Raw genomic sequence first — 19,544 nt, 5'->3', positions numbered from 1 at the left:
TTAGTATTGAAACGATATTGATTTGCCGTGGGTTTTGTTAATGATTATAGGTAACAAGAATGGAAATAAGGTCACTATACTAAGTGATGCTTCTGAAAGTTTTGGTTTTTGGAGTAATGATGAAAGCCATCTTCCGATTTTTAATCGCTGTTTAAAATTAAAATTCCATTCCTTGGTATATTGCTCTTCTAAAACTTGTCTGGAAGGCAATTCTTTTTTTAAATATTTGGAGACTAACTCAGATGCAATTTTGGCACTGTGAATTGCCATTGCCATTCCGTTGCCGCATAATGGATGAATTAAACCCGCAGTATCTCCAATCATTAATATATGATTATCAACAGCTTGTTTTTTGGCAAATGATATCTGGCTGATCGTTAATGGTTTTTCAAAAATTAAAGTCATATTTTCGAAAATTGATTTTAGGTTAGGATTGTTTTCAACAACTGAAATCTGATATTCTTCAACATTTTTATAGTTTTTAAAGGTATCATAATCTGCCAAATAGCAAATATTAACAATATCCTTTTCCACTTTGGAAACGCCACAGTAACCGCCTTTAAAATTATGTAGCCCTACAATATCATCAGGAAAATCTCCTTTGTAATGCCCTTTAACGGCTAGCCATGGTGATTTTTGTTTGATGAATTTCCGTTGCATTTTCTGGTCAATGGTGGAGCGTTTGCCAAAAGCTCCAAGCACAATTTTAGATTTCATTTCGATTCCATTAGCAGTATTTATTGTGAAAAAATCATCATTAAAAACAACTTTTTCTACTGTTTCCCTAACAACGTGACAACCATTTTTAATTGCTTTTTGGTATAAATAATTATCTAACGTATAGCGGCTGATTCCGAATCCACCTAAAGGTAAAGTAGTGGTAACGGTTTTTCCTGATTTGCTAGAAAATTGTAATTTAGTGATTTTAGTTGGATTTAATTCTTCAAGATTAAGTTTAAGCCAATTCAGATAGGGCAATACTTCATTGGAAATATATTCGCCACAAACTTTATGTTTCGGATATTCATTTTTTTCAATAACTGTTACTTGAAATCCCTTCGAAGATAAATGAATAGCAGCTGTTAGACCTGCTAAACCACCGCCTAAAATGATTACTTCGCTACTTTCCATAGTCAGTAAATATAAGGAATTTGACAAATAAACAGCTTATATAGTTATTTAAAAAAATTATATAATAGTTATGAAAAATCCAGATTTAAAGATATGAAAAAGGCTCCATTACGATTTGTAAAAGGAGCCTAATCGGAGTTGTTTACCGTTTTTTATTTTTTAAGCGAAGCCATGTCAATAACAAAACGATACTTAACATCGCTCTTTAGCATTCTTTCATAAGCTTCGTTGATTTCCTAAATTTTTATCTAAATAAATCTATTTGCTTAAAAATCAAATACATATTGATTTAATACTTAAGTTTATAGTACTAATTTATTTGTTATGATAAAGAGATCTTTACTAATAGAAAATAAAACAGTTATCACTACTAAAAATTCACAACTTGTTCTAAAATCAGAAATCCGAGAAAGCATTATTCCTATTGAAGATATTGGTTTTTTAGTAATTGATAATAATGAGACCTATTTAAGTATTCCCGCTATGAATCTATTAATAGAAAACAATACTGCAGTAATTGTTTGCAATACAAACCATTTGCCTAATGGCATGTTTCTTAACCTCAACAGCCATCATATCCAACAAGAAATATTCAAAAACCAGATTGATGCTAGCATTCCATTAAAGAAGCAATTGTGGCAACAAACTATTGTTGAGAAAATAACTAATCAAGGAATCTTATTGGAGATGATTACTGGCGATAAAAACTCATTTCCTTTTCTGGCTTCTAAAGTTTTAAGTGGGGATAGTAGTAATATGGAAGGAGTGGCTGCGAGTCAGTATTGGAAATCATTTTTTGAGATAAAGTTTAAAAGAGAACGATTTGGTGATTACCCGAATAATTTTTTGAATTATGGTTATGCTATTTTAAGAGCGTCTACTGCCCGTGCACTATCAGGGAGTGGATTATTGAATACGCTCGGTATTCATCATAAAAGTAAATACGATGCTTTTGCCTTGGCAGATGATATTATGGAACCCTTTCGACCAATTGTAGATGAAAAGGTATATGAAATAATGCAAAAATTTGAAGAACAAGAATTAAACACAGCAATCAAAGCCGAACTTTTACAAATACTTACCCGAACCGTTTACTTCAAAGACGAAAAAAGTCCACTGATGGTAGCATTACAAAAAACAGCCAGTTCCTTGCAACAATGCTACACAGGTGACCGCAAGAAAATAAAATATCCAAAACTATGGAGCTAAACGGATACAGAATTATGTGGCTATTTGTATTTTTTGACTTACCTACAGAAACTAAGAAAGACAGAAAAAATGCTTCTGGCTTTAGAAACAATCTCCTAAAAGATGGTTTCGCCATGATGCAATACTCTGTCTATGTTCGTCATTGCGCCAGTGGCGAAAGTGCCGATGTACACGAAAAAAGAATTCACAAACTCTTACCACCACTCGGCAAAGTAAGCGTACTTCGAATAACCGACAAACAATTTGGCAACATCCTCAACTTCTGGGGCAAAGCCGAAATCCCAAAAGAACCACAACCAACACAACTTGAACTATTTTAAACAAAATCCCCTCACACACCACCTATCATTCCCGCGAAGGCGGGAAACCAAAACTCAATACTTCAATAAATCAAACTAAAAATTGTCACGCATAGGTTTTTTTGTCATCCCGAGCGCAGTCGAGGGAACTCATTACAACTTCTACAAACAAAAAAATGCCTCAATCACAGGGTATCATTTTGTAAAAGAGGCATTTTTTATCACGATATAACACTATATTCTTATGATTATCAGAAGGTAACAAGCCAACTAGTATCGTATTTTCTAATCTTTAATCTAATCGAAAAATACAAAAAAGTGAATTGAAAAACAGGTGTCAATTATTTTTCGATTCACAAACACTCCTATAAAAAATAAACACTTGGTGTTTGTAAACCACAACCTCAGAAAACAAAAAATGCCTCAATCACGGGTTATCAAACCATAAAAGAGGTATTTTTTATCACGATATAACACTATATTCTTTTGATTATCAGAAGGTAACAAGCCAACTAATATCGTGTTTTCTAATCTTTAATCAAACCACAACATGGCTTGGTTGAAAAAAAATTGGCTCAAAAATATCGTGTTTTCTAATATTTAATCAAACCACAACAGGCTTTCTGTAAAATGATAAAGTACCCAAAATATCGTGTTTTCTAATCTTTAATCAAACCACAACTGTATCTGCATAACGATTTAAACAAATATCAATATCGTGTTTTCTAATCTTTAATCAAACCACAACTATATAAGCCTGTGTATCATTCTCGTTAGGAATATCGTGTTTTCTAATCTTTAATCAAACCACAACAATCCATTCCTTCCAAAGTTGCTTTTCCGAATATCGTGTTTTCTAATCTTTAATCAAACCACAACAAAATGGTATTGCTGGCGTTTTACCAGTTCAATATCGTGTTTTCTAATCTTTAATCAAACCACAACTTTAGGGAAACATTCTGTTAGAGGTCTAAGAATATCGTGTTTTCTAATCTTTAATCAAACCACAACTAAATTCAGCTTCGTAAGTTTGGATAACGGAATATCGTGTTTTCTAATCTTTAATCAAACCACAACTAAAGTCGATTGGACTGCAAATATACGCTAATATCGTGTTTTCTAATCTTTAATCAAACCACAACAATTTTACGTTCTAAAAGATGTAAGTCAATAATATCGTGTTTTCTAATCTTTAATCAAACCACAACTGTTAGTTTCTCCACTTGTTATATCAATAAATATCGTGTTTTCTAATCTTTAATCAAACCACAACAGATTATCACAAAGATACAACTGGCAGAATAATATCGTGTTTTCTAATCTTTAATCAAACCACAACTTGTGTAACTCTTACTGGTAGTAAAGAATTAATATCGTGTTTTCTAATCTTTAATCAAACCACAACCGTTTCTAGTCCTTCGATTGATTCGCTGAAAATATCGTGTTTTCTAATCTTTAATCAAACCACAACCAATAACGACGTTTCAACTCCAGTCATTCAATATCGTGTTTTCTAATCTTTAATCAAACCACAACCAAAATTCCCAAACTGATAAAACTCCTCAAAATATCGTGTTTTCTAATCTTTAATCAAACCACAACATACGTCTGGTACGTGGAAATCACCATTATAATATCGTGTTTTCTAATCTTTAATCAAACCACAACATGCGGTTTGAACTTCAGGTACTTCATAAAAATATCGTGTTTTCTAATCTTTAATCAAACCACAACTATGATTAATTCATCTGAATAATCTCTATAAATATCGTGTTTTCTAATCTTTAATCAAACCACAACTATTCCTGTTAAATGGTTCATTTATATTTTAATATCGTGTTTTCTAATCTTTAATCAAACCACAACTTGCTACAAGAAATGCACCGCATTTCAACAATATCGTGTTTTCTAATCTTTAATCAAACCACAACCTTAAATAACAAATTATGTCAAAATCTAATAATATCGTGTTTTCTAATCTTTAATCAAACCACAACGTATGCAGGTTTAGGCATAATAGAAACTAAAATATCGTGTTTTCTAATCTTTAATCAAACCACAACTATTCAGCCCAACGAGATTGATATCCGAAAAATATCGTGTTTTCTAATCTTTAATCAAACCACAACTCCCACACTACAATTGAAAAAAGACATCTTAATATCGTGTTTTCTAATCTTTAATCAAACCACAACAATTAGCCTCGCGTGTTAAAAACGGTCTTAAATATCGTGTTTTCTAATCTTTAATCAAACCACAACTTATAGCGGTTTCTTCATACAAAGGAAGAAATATCGTGTTTTCTAATCTTTAATCAAACCACAACTATCTACCAGGATTCTGTATATTCTGAATTAATATCGTGTTTTCTAATCTTTAATCAAACCACAACTTTATAGCAGGTACAATCTTCAACATCATAATATCGTGTTTTCTAATCTTTAATCAAACCACAACTATCGCCCTGGATAACTTTTAGTGACAGTTAATATCGTGTTTTCTAATCTTTAATCAAACCACAACTATTTCGCGTTTATAACGAAGAGCTTCAAAATATCGTGTTTTCTAATCTTTAATCAAACCACAACCGGTTTGGCTTGTAATGTTTTCATAATATAAATATCGTGTTTTCTAATCTTTAATCAAACCACAACTCAAGGAACTCCCTGAAGACTTATCGACCTAATATCGTGTTTTCTAATCTTTAATCAAACCACAACAGAGAGACTTCACATAGTAATTTGGAACCAAATATCGTGTTTTCTAATCTTTAATCAAACCACAACTATGATTACCTGCTAAAATCATTATCTTTTAATATCGTGTTTTCTAATCTTTAATCAAACCACAACCATATAAGCGTTGATAATTTTAAGCGTCATAATATCGTGTTTTCTAATCTTTAATCAAACCACAACTATCTGGACTTTCTTCAGCTCGTAAACCAAAATATCGTGTTTTCTAATCTTTAATCAAACCACAACTGCGCCTGCTTCGTTTACTTGAAGCACATCAATATCGTGTTTTCTAATCTTTAATCAAACCACAACGGAGTGACTGCGTAGAAACTTCGTTGTGGTTTGGTTGTTTAAGAGTATCATTTTATGTCAAAGAACTTTCCTTTTGTCATTCCGACAAAGGAGGAATCACATTTTGCTTATCATAAATTATGTGATTTCTCCCGATAGTCGAAATGACAAACCTATTTCTTAATAAACCTATCATTCAAAAATTCAAATTCAGGATTAAAACCTCTAATTAATTCTAATTTCTTTTCTCGTCTCCAAGCCTTCAATTCCTTTTCTCTCGCTATAGCCTGTTGCACCCAAGTAAATTTTTCATAATAAACTAAAAACTCAATATTATATTTAGAAGCAAATGTTTTTATTCCTTTTTCAATATTCTCTTTATGCTGAGTTAATCGTTCTCCTAAATTATTAGTCATTCCAATATAATAAGTCGAACGATATTTATTGGTTATGATATAAACATAAAAAGTATAATACCCTTCATTATATTCTATCATGCTGTTATTCATTTCTTCTATTTCTATTGCTATTACTTTTTCTTTTTGCTATTCCCTTACGTTTTTTTTTGCAATCCTGCTTATCCCTTTGTCATTCCGCTTATCCCTTTGTCATTCCGTTTATCCCTTTGTCATTCCGACGAAGGAGGAATCACATCAACTTATTCCAGATTATGTGATTTCTCCCGTTGGTCGAAATGACAAACTATATTTTTTGTATTTTCCCTGATACTGAAATTTTTACTTTAATTGGATTAAATGTAAACCAACCTGTTTTACCATCACCGAAATTTTTGACATACTGATAAGCCTTACCTAATTCTCCGTCTAAATTACTTTCTTGATGTTTTCTAAAATAGTAATCCCCAGATGTAAACTTCTGAACCCTATACAAATGTTCTCTCAAATCATCATAATCAGGATTCTCCCAATTAATTTCATCTTCTTTTAAGCCTAATAAAAACATATCATTAATATGCAATGTGGTCACTATTTCTTTCCCATCGCTTGGCAATTGATAAACTGGAAACATTTGTCTTTTTCTTTCAACTACAGTCCAAAAAGTGACCACTTCTTCTTTTAAGTTTCCTTTATCATCTTTATAAATTAATACATGATGATTATTTCTTGGGTTTACCCATTGGTTAACATTATTTTTTAATTGTTCTGCTCTTCCAATACTTTCTTTCATTCTAACTTTTAAAATTGGAACAGGATTACCATTTTTATTAGGCAAGAATATTTGTGGTTGCTTTACTCCTTTTTCATCAGCAATAAAAAACGTGTTTTGAGGAATTGCTCCTTTTACAAAGCCTCCTAATTCTTGAATTCTTTTTACTATTAATGTTTTGATAGCTTCATCGACTACTTTTTCTAATTGCTTTTCGGTTGTTAAACTGTCAATTGGTTTTCTAACATGGTAGGCTTCCTCGCCGTTAAAGTTCCTTTTACCAAAAACAGTTTCTTTATGCAATTGTCCTCTCGCAGCTACTCCAACATTTTTATATTTCACACCATTTTTCTCTGTTGTATGTGTTCTAACAGTTATATCATTAGTAGTTCTTTTATGTGATATTAATATTTTCTCAACTGCTCTGTTTGCATCACTCCAAAAATTTTCCCAAGGCATTGGAAAATCTTTTAACTCTGACGCTCTGTTATACCTATTCCACTTTGATAATTCCTGAACATAAGAAACTTTAGTACAAGCCATAACCAAAGCATCAACGGCATGATGGCGATGGTCTTCCCTTGTTTTTTCGTTTTCATCATGCAAAATATTATTCATTCCCCATTTTTGGCGCAAGTTTGATGTGGCTTGACCAGGTGAAACAATAACATTTTTACAAACTTGCGAAAGGTATTCTTTGGCTTCTTTACTGATGTAACGAGTATCGTTTAATTGCCGGGTACTGAAATCTTCATCAAACTTTTGTTGCACAAAACGTTTAAATTTTTGATAAGCATTTGGATATTCTTTAGTGTCTGAAAATAATTTCAAAGCACGTTCTTTTATGCCACTCCAATTTTGTTCATCACCACCATAAAACTCAAACGGTGTTTTATCTCCTTTTCGTCCATTTTCAACTGCATAACACAAGGTTTTGTTATTAAAACTGTCATTCAAGGAACGACTCCAAGGGTGTATATGTTCTATTTGAATTTCACCGGTAAACAATTTATGTAATGGTATAGGATTACCCGTGTAAGGACAAGTCTTTTTACATTCTTCCCATAGTTTATATAATAATATATTGTCATGTGTAATACGTTGTCCTTCTTCTTTCAAGCGGTCTTTTACTCTATCATTTTCACGCTCTAATCGCTTTTGCTCTCTACGAATTTTGTTACGTTGCATTTTAGAGATTTTTAAATCTCTTGCCATTTCAACTTTTATTTCGTCTATTTTACAATGCTCGTCTATTAGTTCATTGACCAATTTTCGCAACTCAAACATAGCAGTAATAACTATTGGGTTTCTGATAGATTGTAATTCTTTATCGGCAGCTCCACCAATTGGTAGTTTATCTAACAACTCCTGAACATTTATGCTGGCAGAATGATGGTATAATTTTTTGAGTTCTTTATCAGTATGTCCAAACTCTTTGCGAAGTAAATCTTTAATAGTATCAATGTAACCGCCAGATATTTTAGCACGAACTATATCGGGAACGTTGTCAATAATAAAACTCTTTTTATCCTCAGATAAATTTTCCCACTGATTTCCAAAACTATTTTTAATACCTCCCAATGCAACGGCAATATCATATAGAAAACCTTGTTGTAAAAATGGTAAAATATTGGCAATGGCTTTTCTACTCAGACTGGAATAACCATCTTTTACATTAAATTTGGATATTGCTTCTGCTTGTTCATCGGAAAATTTCCAGTGCTTAAGTGCATATTCTTTTAAATTAGATTTACTGTCAAAAAAGTATAGTACATGCCAAATATCTTCTTGTTCTTTTGCGGTAAAATCAAACCATTTTTTACCAAAGAACTTTTTATTAGCTAAATGAGATATGGTGTGTGTGCCTACAATTTTATCATCATCTTTATAATTAAATTTGAACTCGGCACTTTCTTTGCTTATTGCTTTTCGTAGTTTTTTAAACTCTATTTTATCAGATAAAAGTAACTGTTCAATAATTTTGTCTTTTTCTTCTTTAGTGATTTCCTTTCCATTATATTCAACTGTATTTACCCACTGATAAATTCTATACAATTCAACAGGTATTGCACTAATAGGACATTTGGTTTTACTTGGCTCAAAAGAACAATTTCCAACCAAATGTTTTTGAGAACGCAAAGGACGCTGATGAAACAATATACCATCTTCTTTATAGCCATCTTGTTTTCTCCCACCAAATAACTCTTTCAAATTATCATTCAAAACTGTATGATATTGGGCTTGTTTATTCCATATTAATTCAAACTCATCCACATACATCTTTCTAATTGTGTATCGGTTTCTGATTCGTTCCAAACTGTCTTGAAAAGGTTGATTGTCTTTAGGATAAATAGAATACAAATAAGAACCTAATGTTTGCCCTTCGATACTTTCAAGTGTATCATCAATTCCAATTTTGCCTTCTTTTGGATTGCCTTTAAAAATTGCTCCATCATCACTTCCACCTTTTCGGCTATTACTAAGGAATCCTCTTCTTTGTATCAAATGATATAAAATTCTACCTATTTCTTCTAGTGTAAGTTTTTCATTTAATGCTTTATGACGCAATTCATAAGGATTTAAAGCAAACCAAGAAGCTAATTTATCTGAAGGGAATTTTTTAGTCTTTTTCCAATCTTCAAAATCATTCGCAGTCATTGGACACATTTTATGTTCAGAAAGAGCTTTTAATAAGACTTTCTTTCTCAATCTTCGTCTAAAAAACTGTCTCCTTACACCTCTTGCCCCTGTTCTACTAGCATTTTTAGAAATCTCACTATCTCCATTTCCCAAATCAATAACTCCCATTGGAAATATTCTACTTCCAACACCAAGAATTTTGTTTTGTTTATCATCAATCAATGCCCACCCAATCGAGTTAGTCCCCAAATCCAATCCTAAAATCTTTGCCATGATAATCTAATTTTATGTGACGAATAAAACTACAAAATAATTTCTCACATTTTTACGGTTTTCCATATTGTTGATAAAAAACTTTTCCCTACTTTTGATATGATTAAAATTTCTAATCTTTAATCTTATCACAATAAGGCTATATGCCGTAGATGAAAATCTTTAGTCCTGCTTCGGTGGGACTTTTTTTGTGGCTTATCGTTTTTGCATCTCAATACAGTACTTGCAAAAAAGAAACCCCACAATTGGGGTTCCTCAAATCTAAAATCTACCTTTTTAAATAGTCTAATTAAACCACATCCAAAATGTTAAGCACGTTGTATGATCCGTTGTTAAGCACATACTGAACCCCATTCACTTCCTGAAAAAACTCAATCAACATCAAATAAAAGGCAATCCCGGTTCCCGCGGGAACACCACTAGGGTTTAAATTAACTGAGATAGCTGTATTGTCAATAATATGATTATCAACTGGGCTGTAAGTCGTTTCAAAAATTCCCGTGGCAAAATCCAAATTCAAAAAGGCACTTTGCAAACTAAAATGTGTTGCCCCTTCAGGAGCCAAAATTTGTTGCTTAGGCACAAAATCAGCAATAGTTACTTTACCGCTACCTGTATCTAAAACCAATGGCGGATAAAAGATACTGTTCAATGCCGCTTGAGCATTAAAATCAAACCCTTTCAATAGTTGCTTACCCTCAGCAGTGGTAAGCCCAAGAGCTACTTTTCGTTCACCACGGGCACTTCTACTGTCCAAATTTTTAATTTGAGCCATAATACCCAACAACCTGCTTGACAATCTTCGGTCTTTAGCATGAAACAACATGATACCAACTCCTGTTCGCAACAGTTTTGCAGCACTCGCACTGTGTCCAAACTCAGTACCGTTTTCACGAGTACGCTGAAAAGCAGGATCATTCTTAATACGATTTTTGCTAACCCCTCCTTTGGTGCGCACAAAGTGCCCATCGGCACTTTTGTAAAACGTCAGATTATCTAACGTTCCTTGAATCTTAATGATTCCATCTAATTTTCCCATAAGAAATAATTTTTAAATGATTAATACATCAAAATTAAAGACAACATATTCAGGCACTTGACAATTTTTCCGAATAGGTTTCTTTTTGCCAAAAACAACAAAAATTGCCGTTTATGCCGTTTTTATCAGGTAGATAATAGGTAGATAAAGCATAGATACTCCATAGATAAAGCATACATAGTGTATATGTAGTGTATACAAAATGTGAAGTTTTGCGCTAGTATAATGCAAATAATTACTTAAGCATCTTTTAAGAATTAATTGACAAATACTGGCACACTTCTTGAATATCCAATTTTCAGATAACAAGATTAGTATTACAATAAATACCACAAACACAGCGAGCTTATTGAAGAACTTTATTTTTTGGGTCATGAATAAAATAGAAAAACGAATCTGTATGAAAACCAAGGATGTTTCAAACATCACCGGATATTCGAATAGACATGCCCGCAATATATTGAACGACATAAAAGTCTTCTATAAAAAAGAAAAACACCAACCTGTAACCATATATGATTTCTCATCCTTTATGAATATTCCTTTAGAGCAAATAATATCCTATATTGTTTAAAGAATAACCTGTTACCTATTCAGATATTTCAATAAATTAAAAAAGCAGCTTTCGCTACTTTTTTAATCTTTTCAAATAGAATTCTTATTATTTCAAAGAACTCATGTCAATAACAAAACGATACTTAACATCGCTGTTTAACATTCTTTCATAAGCTTCGTTGATTTCCTGCATTTTGATGATTTCAATTTCGGAAACGATATTGTGTTTGCCACAAAAATCAAGCATTTCCTGAGTTTCAGCTATGCCGCCAATCAAAGAAGCAGCAACCGATTTTCTGCCCATAATCAATGGAACCGTATTTAAAATTGGCTCTAATCCTCCTAAGTAACCCACTATAACGTGCGTTCCGCTAATGGCTAATGTTGAAATATATGGGTTAATATCATGAACATAAGGAACAGTATCAATAATTACATCAAATTTACCCGCTACCGATGCCATCTGTGCGTCGTCTGTAGAAATTATTACCGTATCGGCACCTAAATCCATAGCATCTTTTTCTTTGTTGGGAGTTCTTGAAAAGAGCGTTACATCTGCTCCTAATCCTTTGGCTAATTTAATTGCCATATGCCCTAGTCCGCCTAATCCAACAACCGCAACTTTGCTTCCTTTACCTACATTCCAATGACGCAATGGTGACCAAGTGGTAATTCCGGCGCAAAGTAATGGTGCCACAGCAGCTAAGTCTAAATTAGCAGGCACTTTTAAAACAAAGTCTTCATCAACAACAATTTTTTCCGAATAACCTCCATGCGTAAATCCACCTAAATGTTTGTCTTGTCCACCATACGTTCCAACCCAACCATTTAAACAGTATTGTTCTAAATCCTGTTTGCAACTACTGCATGTTCTGCAAGAATCTACAAGACAGCCAACAGCAGCAAAATCGCCTACTTTTAGTTTGCTTACTTCACTACCAACTTTAGTTACCTTCCCAACGATTTCGTGACCCGGAACAACAGGATATGTAGTAAAACCCCAATCATTTCTCGCAGTGTGTAAGTCGGAGTGACAGACTCCACAGTATAAAATCTCAATTTCAATATCTTTTGGCAAAACTATTCTTCGCTCAATATTCATTTCTTTTAATGGCGCAGTGGTACTGTCCGTTCCGAATGCTTTTACGTTTTGTGTTTCCATATCATATTATTTATTTATCTCAAATTTAATCAATTTTATTATCGTTTAGACACCTGAAAAATAATTTAAAGTAAAGTTAAAGTTGTTGGGTTTTAAAGTTTGGGTTTGTAATTTTAACCTAACAAATTTCATAATTATATTATGGATTGTAAAAAAAGCGAAAGACGGGAGTGTTTCGCTTTTTTTATGACTGGAAATTCTTGGCTTACTATTTGCATTTGAAGGAAAAAAAATCACATGAAAAAAATTCTTTTTCTACTACTTTTGACCTCCGGAGCTTACGCTCAACAAGAAGTACTTAATGTCCAACACTATTGTGTTGATGTAAAACCTTTTAAAAAAGGAGAGTGTGATATCAATGGAAACGAATATTCCTTTGTATTTTTAGATATTCAAAAAAAAGATGTAACCTTTTTTTTCACCGACACCAAACTCAAATATAAAATAACAGAATCCCATATAGAAGAAGCAAATCCTAATTTCACTTGGTATAATTTAATAAATGAAAAAGGGAGTATGGCCATGCGAATTAATAAACAAAAAACAAAGATTGAATTTATTGACGCTACTAACCATATCTATTTGACTGTCGGTAAATCGACAAAATCAGAATAATCGAAACAGTCACTAGATTTAATACTAAAACAAATTAGCTTTGCAAATGATTGATACAACTGCATCTCTTTTCACTATGAAATCTCAAAAAATAAATCTCTCAAGACTTGCTATACTTATTGGTATTTCGCTAATTGTTTTATGGATTGCGTTTGATTATTTTAAGAAATCGGGCATGTTACCTCAAAGCAATGAAATCTTTAATGGTCAGCTTATAAATCAAACCGAAAACACGGTTTCGCGAAGAGACAGTATTGTTAACTATGGAATGGAATTATTAGGAACTCCTTATGTTTCAGCTGGCACTGACAAGAATGGATTTGACTGTTCAGGATTTATTTATCATGTTTTTAAGCATTTTAAAATTGAGGTTCCCCGAAGTTCACCACAATATAAAAATTTTGGAAAAGAGGTTCCAATTGAAAATGTAAAAAAAGGAGATATAATAGTGTTCTTGAGTCCTACCAGCAATGTCATAGGCCATTTGGGTATCGTTACAAATCCAAAAGGAATGGAAAGCGAATTTATCCATTCCACTTCAGGTCGTGAAATGAAAGTGGTTATTTCAAGTCTTAAAGTAGAAGGTTATAAGCTTAGGTTCGTAAAAGCGATAAGCGTAATCAATTAAAAATATTTACTAGCATTTCTTTCAATAAATCACCTTGCGGTAAAGAATTTGCACCAACACCTTTACTTTTTACATCAATATCGCGGAGCTTTCCAACAATGGCGCTTACTTTTTTCATTGGATAATTATGTGCTGCAGCGATATAATCATTAACAAAATAAGGACTTACTCTTAATATTTTGGCAACATTACTTGACGATTTATCTTTTAAACCATGATATTGCAACAAAGAAGAAAAAAAGCTAAACACTAATCCGTTAGTCACAACAATTGGATTATCCTTTTGGTTTTGGGCAAAATAGTTGGCAATCTGATAGGCTTTGAATTGGTTTTTATCACCAATGGCTTTTCTGAATTCAAACACATTGAAATCCTTACTGAATCCTATATTTTCTTCTATAAGATGCGGCGTAATGGTACTTCCTTTTGGCAAAATGATTTCCAGTTTGGTCAATTCATTAGCAATCCGACTCAAATCATTTCCAAGAAATTCTACGAGCATCGCCATAGCTTTGGGTTCAATACCATAACCTTTGCCTTGTAAAACGCGTTTAATCCACTCGCCTACTTTGTTGTCGTACATCTTTTTGCTTTCGTAAACCAAACCGTGCTTCTCGAGTGTTTTGGTTATTCTCTTGCGTTTGTCGAGCGATTTGTATTTATAAGCAAAAACCAAAACTGTAGTAGGTTGTGGATTTTCAGCATACTTTTCCAACTGATCAATCGTTCTGGATAATTCTTGTGCTTCTTTAACAATTACGACTTGGCGTTCTGCCATCATTGGATAACGCTTTGCATTTGCCACTATATCATCAATAGTAGTATCACGACCATAAAGCACCATTTGGTTAAACCCTTTTTCATCTTCTGTCAAAAGATTATCTTCCAAATATTCGGTGATTCTGTCAATATAATAAGGCTCTTCACCCATAAGAAAATAGATAGGTTTGATATTGCCTGCTTTGATGTCGTTAATTATTTTTACTACTTCTTCCATTATTTAGTGTTCAGTGTTCAGTCGCACTTGGCAGTTTGTCTAATTTCTATGTTCTATATTCTTTTCTCTAAAAAAATATATCTTTGCTTAATGCAGCAACTTAATTTTCCTTCCTATAACTTTCGCTTCAAAAATAGTGAAAATAAAGTGTCAATTTTTGATGACATCAGGAAAAAGTTTATCATTCTCACTCCCGAAGAATGGGTTCGTCAACATACCGTTCAATTTTTATTACAAGAGAAAAATTATCCCAAATCGTATATCAATGTCGAGAAGTTAATCAAAGTCAATGACATTAACAAACGTTATGACGCTGTAGTTTTTAATCCTAATGGCGAACTATTTTTATTGATAGAATGCAAAGCACCGGAAGTGAAAATCACGCAGGAAACCTTTGACCAAATTGCGCGCTACAACCTAAAATTGAAAGCGCAATACCTTATGGTAACCAACGGACTAAATCATTACTTTTGTCAAATGGACTTTGAGAATGAGAAGTATATTTTTTTGGAAGAACTGCCATATTTTAGACACGAGACCAACAGATAATAGATGATAGACAAGAGAATAGCTGTAGTTGTATTAAACTGGAATGGAGCCAAATTGCTCGAGCAATTCTTGCCTTCAGTGGTGGCATTTTCTAATGAAGCGAAAATCTATGTTGCTGATAATGCTTCAACGGATAATTCGATTGCGGTTATAAAAGAAAAATTCCCAACGATTACTATTATTCAAAATGATGGCAATTATGGTTTTGCCAAAGGATATAATCTAGCTTTGCAACAAGTTGAAGAAGAATACTATGCTCTTGTAAACTCCGATATTGAAGTTGCTAAAAACTGGCTTGTTCCTATGCTGAATATTTTTGATTCAGAATCCAGTATTGGAATAATACAACCAAAGATTTTAGATTATAAAAACAAAGAATACTTTGAATACGCTGGTGCAGCTGGTGGTTTCATCGATCAATATGGTTATCCTTATTGCAAAGGTCGAATTTTTGAAACGATTGAAAAAGACAATGGGCAATACGATGATGATTTGGAAATCTTCTGGGCAAGTGGTGCTTGTTTTTTTATCCGAAAAGAATTGTATAGAAAGTTAAATGGCTTTGACGATGATTTCTTTGCGCATCAGGAAGAGATTGATTTGTGCTGGCGCGCTTTTAATTTGGGCTTTAAAGTCAAATACACTCCGGCGTCTGTAGTATATCACGTTGGTGGCGCAACCTTAAACGAAAGCAATCCGAAGAAGACTTTCCTAAATTTCAGAAACTCATTGCTGATGCTTACTAAAAATTTACCCGAAAACAAGTTGGTTCCAATTCTTTTTGTGCGTATTCTACTCGATGGTATTGCTGGAATTCAATTTATTTTTAAAGGAAAATTTATTCATTGCTGGGCAATTATAAAAGCACATTTTGCTTTTTATGGCCTGATAAACAAAACGTTAAAAAAAAGAAAGGGAACTCAAGCTGAAAATTATTATCACTCCAAAAGCATTGTATATAGCTACTTCATAAAGAACGGCACCGTTTTTGAAAGATAATTTTAACAAGAGTTTATCATTCAATTACACTCTTTCAAACTAAAATAATCCGTACTTTTGTTAAAATTAAATCAAATTATCCTATGAAAAAAGTAATTTTTGCACTTTCGTTAGTTATGCTTACACTAACATCGTGTGGCACAAAGAAAAAGATTGCTGCTCTCGAAGCACAAAACAAAGAATGTCAAGATTTATTAAATTCGACCACAGTTAAATTAAACTTATGTCTGTCTGAAAAAGAGGCTCTTTCTAAACAGAACGATTACTTAAAACAAAACAATTCAGATTTAATCAGCAACTCTAAAGATTTGACTGTTTTAACTACAAAAGGTGCGCAAAATCTGGAAAAATCATTGGAAAGTTTAAAAGAAAAAGATTTAAAAATTTCACGTCTTCAAGATGCTTTAACTAAAAAAGACAGTGTTACCTTGGCTTTGGTTACGAGTTTAAAAAGCTCCGTGGGTATTTCTGACCCAGACATTGAAATCAATGTAGAAAAAGGTGTTGTTTTCATCTCTATTGCTGATAAATTGCTTTTCAAAAGCGGAAGTTATGTAGTAAGTGACAGAGCAAAAGAAGTATTAGGCAAAGTTGCTAAAGTTGTTAATAGTCGACCAACATTTGAATGTATGGTTGAAGGTCATACTGATAATGTGCCTTTTACAGGAAATGCCGTATTACTTGATAACTGGGATTTGAGTGTAAAACGTTCGACCGCAATTATTAGAGTATTGACAAAAGAGTTAGGCGTTAAACCTTCTCAATTAATCGCAGCAGGAAGAAGCGAATTTATTCCGTTAGTGGATAACAATTCTGCTGACAATAGAGCAAAAAACAGAAGAACACGTATTGTAGTTTTACCAAAAATTGATGAGTTCTACGAAATGATTGAAAAAGAAATGAAGAATCAACAAAAATAGTTTTTGAGAGAAAAGAAAATAGAATATAGATAATAGACAAAAACGTCCCGAGAAATTGGGACGTTTTTTATTAAATAAGAGCTTCTATATTCTTTATTCTATTCTCTATTTTCTTCTTAAAAGATATCCGGATCTCCTTTTCCTTGACGAATTACTACTGGTTCGTAACCCGATAAATCAATAATCGTAGAACCAACATTATCTCCGTAACCACCATCAATGACTAAGTCAACCAAGTGTTGCCATTTTTCAAAAATCAATTCCGGGTCGGTAGAATATTCTAAAACCTCATCCTCATCGTGGATGGATGTTGACACAATGGGATTGCCTAACATTCTAACAATGTCTAATGCAATTTCATTATCAGGCACACGAATACCGACGGTTTTCTTTTTGCGGAATTCTTTTGGTAAATCGTTATTACCAGGCAAAATGAAAGTGTACGGTCCAGGTAATGCGCGTTTTAGAATTTTAAAAGTTGATGTATCTATTTGCTTCACATAATCGGACAAATTACTCAAATCGCTGCATACAAAAGAGAAATTGGCTTTCTCCAACTTAATGCCTTTAATTTTGGCAATACGTTCTAAGGCTTTGGTATTGGTGATGTCGCAACCCAAACCATAAACGGTATCAGTCGGATAAATTACCAAACCGCCACTTTTTAAAACATCAACTACCTTTTTGATAGCAGCTTCATTTGGTTTGTCTTCGTATATTTTTATGAATTCGGCCATAATTAGAGAATATAGATTAAAGAATATAGAGAATAGACGAAAGACTATTTAATTTTACAGATTGGGCTAATTTAAATAAACAAAGTCTATGTTCTTTATTCTATTTTCTTTGTTCTATTCTATTAACCAATCACATCCAACTTTGCAAATCGAAGTAAAAGTTTCTTAATTCCACCTACTTCAAATTTAATTTCTGCTTTTTTATCTGCGCCAGCGCCTTCTAAACTAACGACTTCGCCTTTTCCAAATCGTTCATGAATGACTACATTTCCAATGGTTAAGTTGCTGTCAAACAAATTCGTGTTACTTGGTGCATTACCAATTGGTTTCAATTTACGAATATTCGCAGATGAAACAGGTTCGTCGCCATACTTTTTTGGTGGAGTTCCAGCTGTTGGTTTGGCTAAACGCAATCTGGACTTATCAATATCACCAAAAATATCTAAATCAATCGTTGGTTTGTAACGATAACCTGTATCCATCGGATTGATGTATTCTAAATATTCATCTTTTATATCTTCAATAAAACGAGAAGGTTCTGCATCGGTTAATTTTCCCCAACGATAACGCGATTGCGCATAGGTCAAATACGCCTGATGCTCGGCTCGGGTTAAAGCAACATAAAACAATCTTCGCTCTTCTTCGAGTTCACTTCTTGTATTTAAACTCATCGCACTCGGAAATAAATCTTCTTCCATTCCAACCACAAAAACATAAGGAAACTCCAATCCTTTTGCCAAGTGAATCGTCATTAAAGCTACTCTGTCGTCATCACCGGTATCTCGGTCTAAATCGGTTGCGAGTGCAACATCTTCCATGAATTCGGATAACGCACCACGCGCGCCATCAATTTCTCGTTGCCCTTCAATAAAGTCTTTGATACCACCCATTAAGGTTTCGATATTCTCTATACGAGCAATGCCTTCGGGCGTTCCGTCTTTTTTGAGTTCTTGGATTAAGCCTGTTTTCTTTGCAACATGTTCAGTCAATACAAATGCATCCTGCTGTTCATTAATGACTTGGAAACTCTTAATCATCATCACAAAATCTTCCAACTTTTGCTTGGTTCCCGAGTTTAATTTCAAATCAATCTTATCGATGTTTTCCATTACTTCAAAAATGGAACGTTTATAATGATTGGCGGCAACCGTAAGTTTTTCAATAGTTGTGTCTCCGATTCCACGAGCCGGATAATTAATCACACGAATTAATGCTTCTTCGTCTTTTGGGTTGATAACCAAACGCAAATAACACAAAACATCCTTGATTTCCTTACGTTGATAAAATGATAATCCACCATAAATTCTGTACGGAATATCACGTTTTCTTAACGCATCTTCCATTGCACGGGATTGTGCATTGGTACGATATAATATGGCAAAAGAACCATTATGCAATTGATTTTGCATCTTCTGCTCAAAAATCGTGCTTGCTACAAAACGTCCTTCTTCAGCATCAGTCAAACTTCGGTGAATTTTTATTTTCGGTCCAAAATCATTCGCTGTCCAAACAATTTTATCAAGTTTCGTTTTATTATGATCAATAATTGTATTGGCAGCTTCAACAATATTTCGGGTTGAGCGGTAATTTTGTTC

General features: G+C 33.2%; 16 protein-coding genes and 1 CRISPR repeat array. Of the genes, 8 read left to right on the top strand and 8 right to left on the bottom strand.

What is annotated here, in order from left to right; genetic code table 11:
- Positions 1-1,131, bottom strand: a complete 1,131-nt coding sequence (locus tag RMN97_RS00790) for an NAD(P)/FAD-dependent oxidoreductase (protein WP_309612617.1) — start codon at positions 1,129-1,131, stop codon at positions 1-3.
- 324 nt (positions 1,132-1,455) lie between these two features.
- Between RMN97_RS00790 and cas1 the strand changes: the two genes are divergently transcribed.
- Entirely contained in the window at positions 1,456-2,340 is an 885-nt protein-coding gene (gene cas1 / locus RMN97_RS00785) for a type II CRISPR-associated endonuclease Cas1 (protein ID WP_309612616.1), read from the top strand.
- Positions 2,331-2,660, top strand: coding sequence for a CRISPR-associated endonuclease Cas2 (gene cas2, locus RMN97_RS00780; RefSeq protein WP_309612615.1), 330 nt, complete (start codon positions 2,331-2,333; stop codon positions 2,658-2,660). Before cas1 ends, cas2 begins: the two co-directional genes overlap by 10 nt.
- A gap of 493 nt (positions 2,661-3,153) precedes the next feature.
- Positions 3,154-5,689: a CRISPR direct-repeat array (repeat unit 36 nt; unit sequence AATATCGTGTTTTCTAATCTTTAATCAAACCACAAC).
- Between the two features lie 152 nt (positions 5,690-5,841).
- Here cas2 and RMN97_RS00775 read toward each other — a convergent pair.
- The 3 genes from RMN97_RS00775 to RMN97_RS00765 form a co-directional block, all read right to left on the bottom strand.
- A complete protein-coding gene (locus RMN97_RS00775; RefSeq protein ID WP_309612614.1) occupies positions 5,842-6,165 on the bottom strand; it encodes a GIY-YIG nuclease family protein in 324 nt (107 codons plus the stop codon).
- A 205-nt stretch (positions 6,166-6,370) separates the two neighbouring features.
- A complete protein-coding gene (gene cas9 / locus RMN97_RS00770; protein WP_309612613.1) occupies positions 6,371-9,748 on the bottom strand; it encodes a type II CRISPR RNA-guided endonuclease Cas9 in 3,378 nt (1,125 codons plus the stop codon).
- 289 nt (positions 9,749-10,037) lie between these two features.
- The gene (locus RMN97_RS00765) at positions 10,038-10,787 is read right to left on the bottom strand and encodes a hypothetical protein (protein WP_309612612.1); all 750 of its coding nucleotides are present in this window, start codon (positions 10,785-10,787) and stop codon (positions 10,038-10,040) included.
- 400 nt (positions 10,788-11,187) lie between these two features.
- Here RMN97_RS00765 and RMN97_RS00760 point away from each other — a divergent pair, with 400 nt between their 5' ends.
- Positions 11,188-11,361, top strand: a complete 174-nt coding sequence (locus RMN97_RS00760) for a hypothetical protein (protein WP_309612611.1) — start codon at positions 11,188-11,190, stop codon at positions 11,359-11,361.
- An 87-nt stretch (positions 11,362-11,448) separates the two neighbouring features.
- On the opposite strand, the gene RMN97_RS00755 is transcribed toward RMN97_RS00760, so the two are convergent.
- Entirely contained in the window at positions 11,449-12,504 is a 1,056-nt protein-coding gene (locus RMN97_RS00755; RefSeq protein WP_309612610.1) for an NAD(P)-dependent alcohol dehydrogenase, read from the bottom strand.
- Between the two features lie 237 nt (positions 12,505-12,741).
- Between RMN97_RS00755 and RMN97_RS00750 the strand changes: the two genes are divergently transcribed.
- Complete coding sequence (locus tag RMN97_RS00750; RefSeq protein ID WP_309612609.1) at positions 12,742-13,119, top strand: hypothetical protein; 378 nt, start codon at positions 12,742-12,744, stop codon at positions 13,117-13,119.
- Between the two features lie 46 nt (positions 13,120-13,165).
- Positions 13,166-13,747, top strand: a complete 582-nt coding sequence (locus RMN97_RS00745) for a C40 family peptidase (protein ID WP_309612608.1) — start codon at positions 13,166-13,168, stop codon at positions 13,745-13,747.
- On the opposite strand, the gene holA is transcribed toward RMN97_RS00745, so the two are convergent.
- Positions 13,740-14,744: a DNA polymerase III subunit delta gene (holA, locus tag RMN97_RS00740; protein ID WP_309612607.1), complete on the bottom strand. Its 1,005-nt coding sequence runs from the start codon at positions 14,742-14,744 to the stop codon at positions 13,740-13,742. The genes RMN97_RS00745 and holA overlap by 8 nt on opposite strands.
- Positions 14,745-14,834: 90 nt before the next feature.
- Here holA and RMN97_RS00735 point away from each other — a divergent pair, with 90 nt between their 5' ends.
- The 3 genes from RMN97_RS00735 (at position 14,835) to RMN97_RS00725 (ending at position 17,212) form a co-directional block, all read left to right on the top strand.
- Positions 14,835-15,293 carry a type I restriction enzyme HsdR N-terminal domain-containing protein gene (locus RMN97_RS00735; RefSeq protein WP_309612606.1) on the top strand — a complete coding sequence of 153 codons (459 nt, stop codon included), beginning with the start codon at positions 14,835-14,837 and terminating at the stop codon, positions 15,291-15,293.
- A 3-nt stretch (positions 15,294-15,296) separates the two neighbouring features.
- Positions 15,297-16,292 carry a glycosyltransferase family 2 protein gene (locus tag RMN97_RS00730; RefSeq protein ID WP_309612605.1) on the top strand — a complete coding sequence of 332 codons (996 nt, stop codon included), beginning with the start codon at positions 15,297-15,299 and terminating at the stop codon, positions 16,290-16,292.
- Between the two features lie 83 nt (positions 16,293-16,375).
- On the top strand, positions 16,376-17,212 hold the full coding sequence (locus RMN97_RS00725; RefSeq protein WP_309612604.1) for an OmpA family protein: 837 nt from the start codon (positions 16,376-16,378) through the stop codon (positions 17,210-17,212).
- Positions 17,213-17,328: 116 nt separating this feature from the next.
- On the opposite strand, the gene RMN97_RS00720 is transcribed toward RMN97_RS00725, so the two are convergent.
- Both RMN97_RS00720 and RMN97_RS00715 read right to left on the bottom strand, forming a co-directional pair.
- Positions 17,329-17,949: an L-threonylcarbamoyladenylate synthase gene (locus tag RMN97_RS00720; protein WP_309612603.1), complete on the bottom strand. Its 621-nt coding sequence runs from the start codon at positions 17,947-17,949 to the stop codon at positions 17,329-17,331.
- 122 nt (positions 17,950-18,071) lie between these two features.
- Positions 18,072-19,544: 3'-5' exonuclease (locus RMN97_RS00715; RefSeq protein WP_309612602.1), on the bottom strand; the 1,473-nt coding region annotated here is incomplete at its 5' end.

The sequence above is a fragment of the Flavobacterium sp. genome (assembly GCF_031381455.1).
In the GTDB taxonomy this organism is placed as follows: Bacteria; Bacteroidota; Bacteroidia; order Flavobacteriales; family Flavobacteriaceae; genus Flavobacterium.
This window is presented reverse-complemented; position numbering and strand designations above follow the sequence as displayed.

Excerpts from the sequence above, each read along its gene's own strand:
- RMN97_RS00790 (WP_309612617.1), bottom strand. The coding sequence starts at position 1,131 with ATGGAAAGTAGCGAAGTAATCATTTTAGGCGGTGGTTTAGCAGGTCTA.
- cas1 (WP_309612616.1), top strand. The coding sequence starts at position 1,456 with ATGATAAAGAGATCTTTACTAATAGAAAATAAAACAGTTATCACTACT.
- cas2 (WP_309612615.1), top strand. The coding sequence starts at position 2,331 with ATGGAGCTAAACGGATACAGAATTATGTGGCTATTTGTATTTTTTGAC.
- RMN97_RS00775 (WP_309612614.1), bottom strand. The coding sequence starts at position 6,165 with ATGATAGAATATAATGAAGGGTATTATACTTTTTATGTTTATATCATA.
- cas9 (WP_309612613.1), bottom strand. The coding sequence starts at position 9,748 with ATGGCAAAGATTTTAGGATTGGATTTGGGGACTAACTCGATTGGGTGG.
- RMN97_RS00765 (WP_309612612.1), bottom strand. The coding sequence starts at position 10,787 with ATGGGAAAATTAGATGGAATCATTAAGATTCAAGGAACGTTAGATAAT.
- RMN97_RS00760 (WP_309612611.1), top strand. The coding sequence starts at position 11,188 with ATGAAAACCAAGGATGTTTCAAACATCACCGGATATTCGAATAGACAT.
- RMN97_RS00755 (WP_309612610.1), bottom strand. The coding sequence starts at position 12,504 with ATGGAAACACAAAACGTAAAAGCATTCGGAACGGACAGTACCACTGCG.
- RMN97_RS00750 (WP_309612609.1), top strand. The coding sequence starts at position 12,742 with ATGAAAAAAATTCTTTTTCTACTACTTTTGACCTCCGGAGCTTACGCT.
- RMN97_RS00745 (WP_309612608.1), top strand. The coding sequence starts at position 13,166 with ATGATTGATACAACTGCATCTCTTTTCACTATGAAATCTCAAAAAATA.
- holA (WP_309612607.1), bottom strand. The coding sequence starts at position 14,744 with ATGGAAGAAGTAGTAAAAATAATTAACGACATCAAAGCAGGCAATATC.
- RMN97_RS00735 (WP_309612606.1), top strand. The coding sequence starts at position 14,835 with ATGCAGCAACTTAATTTTCCTTCCTATAACTTTCGCTTCAAAAATAGT.
- RMN97_RS00730 (WP_309612605.1), top strand. The coding sequence starts at position 15,297 with ATGATAGACAAGAGAATAGCTGTAGTTGTATTAAACTGGAATGGAGCC.
- RMN97_RS00725 (WP_309612604.1), top strand. The coding sequence starts at position 16,376 with ATGAAAAAAGTAATTTTTGCACTTTCGTTAGTTATGCTTACACTAACA.
- RMN97_RS00720 (WP_309612603.1), bottom strand. The coding sequence starts at position 17,949 with ATGGCCGAATTCATAAAAATATACGAAGACAAACCAAATGAAGCTGCT.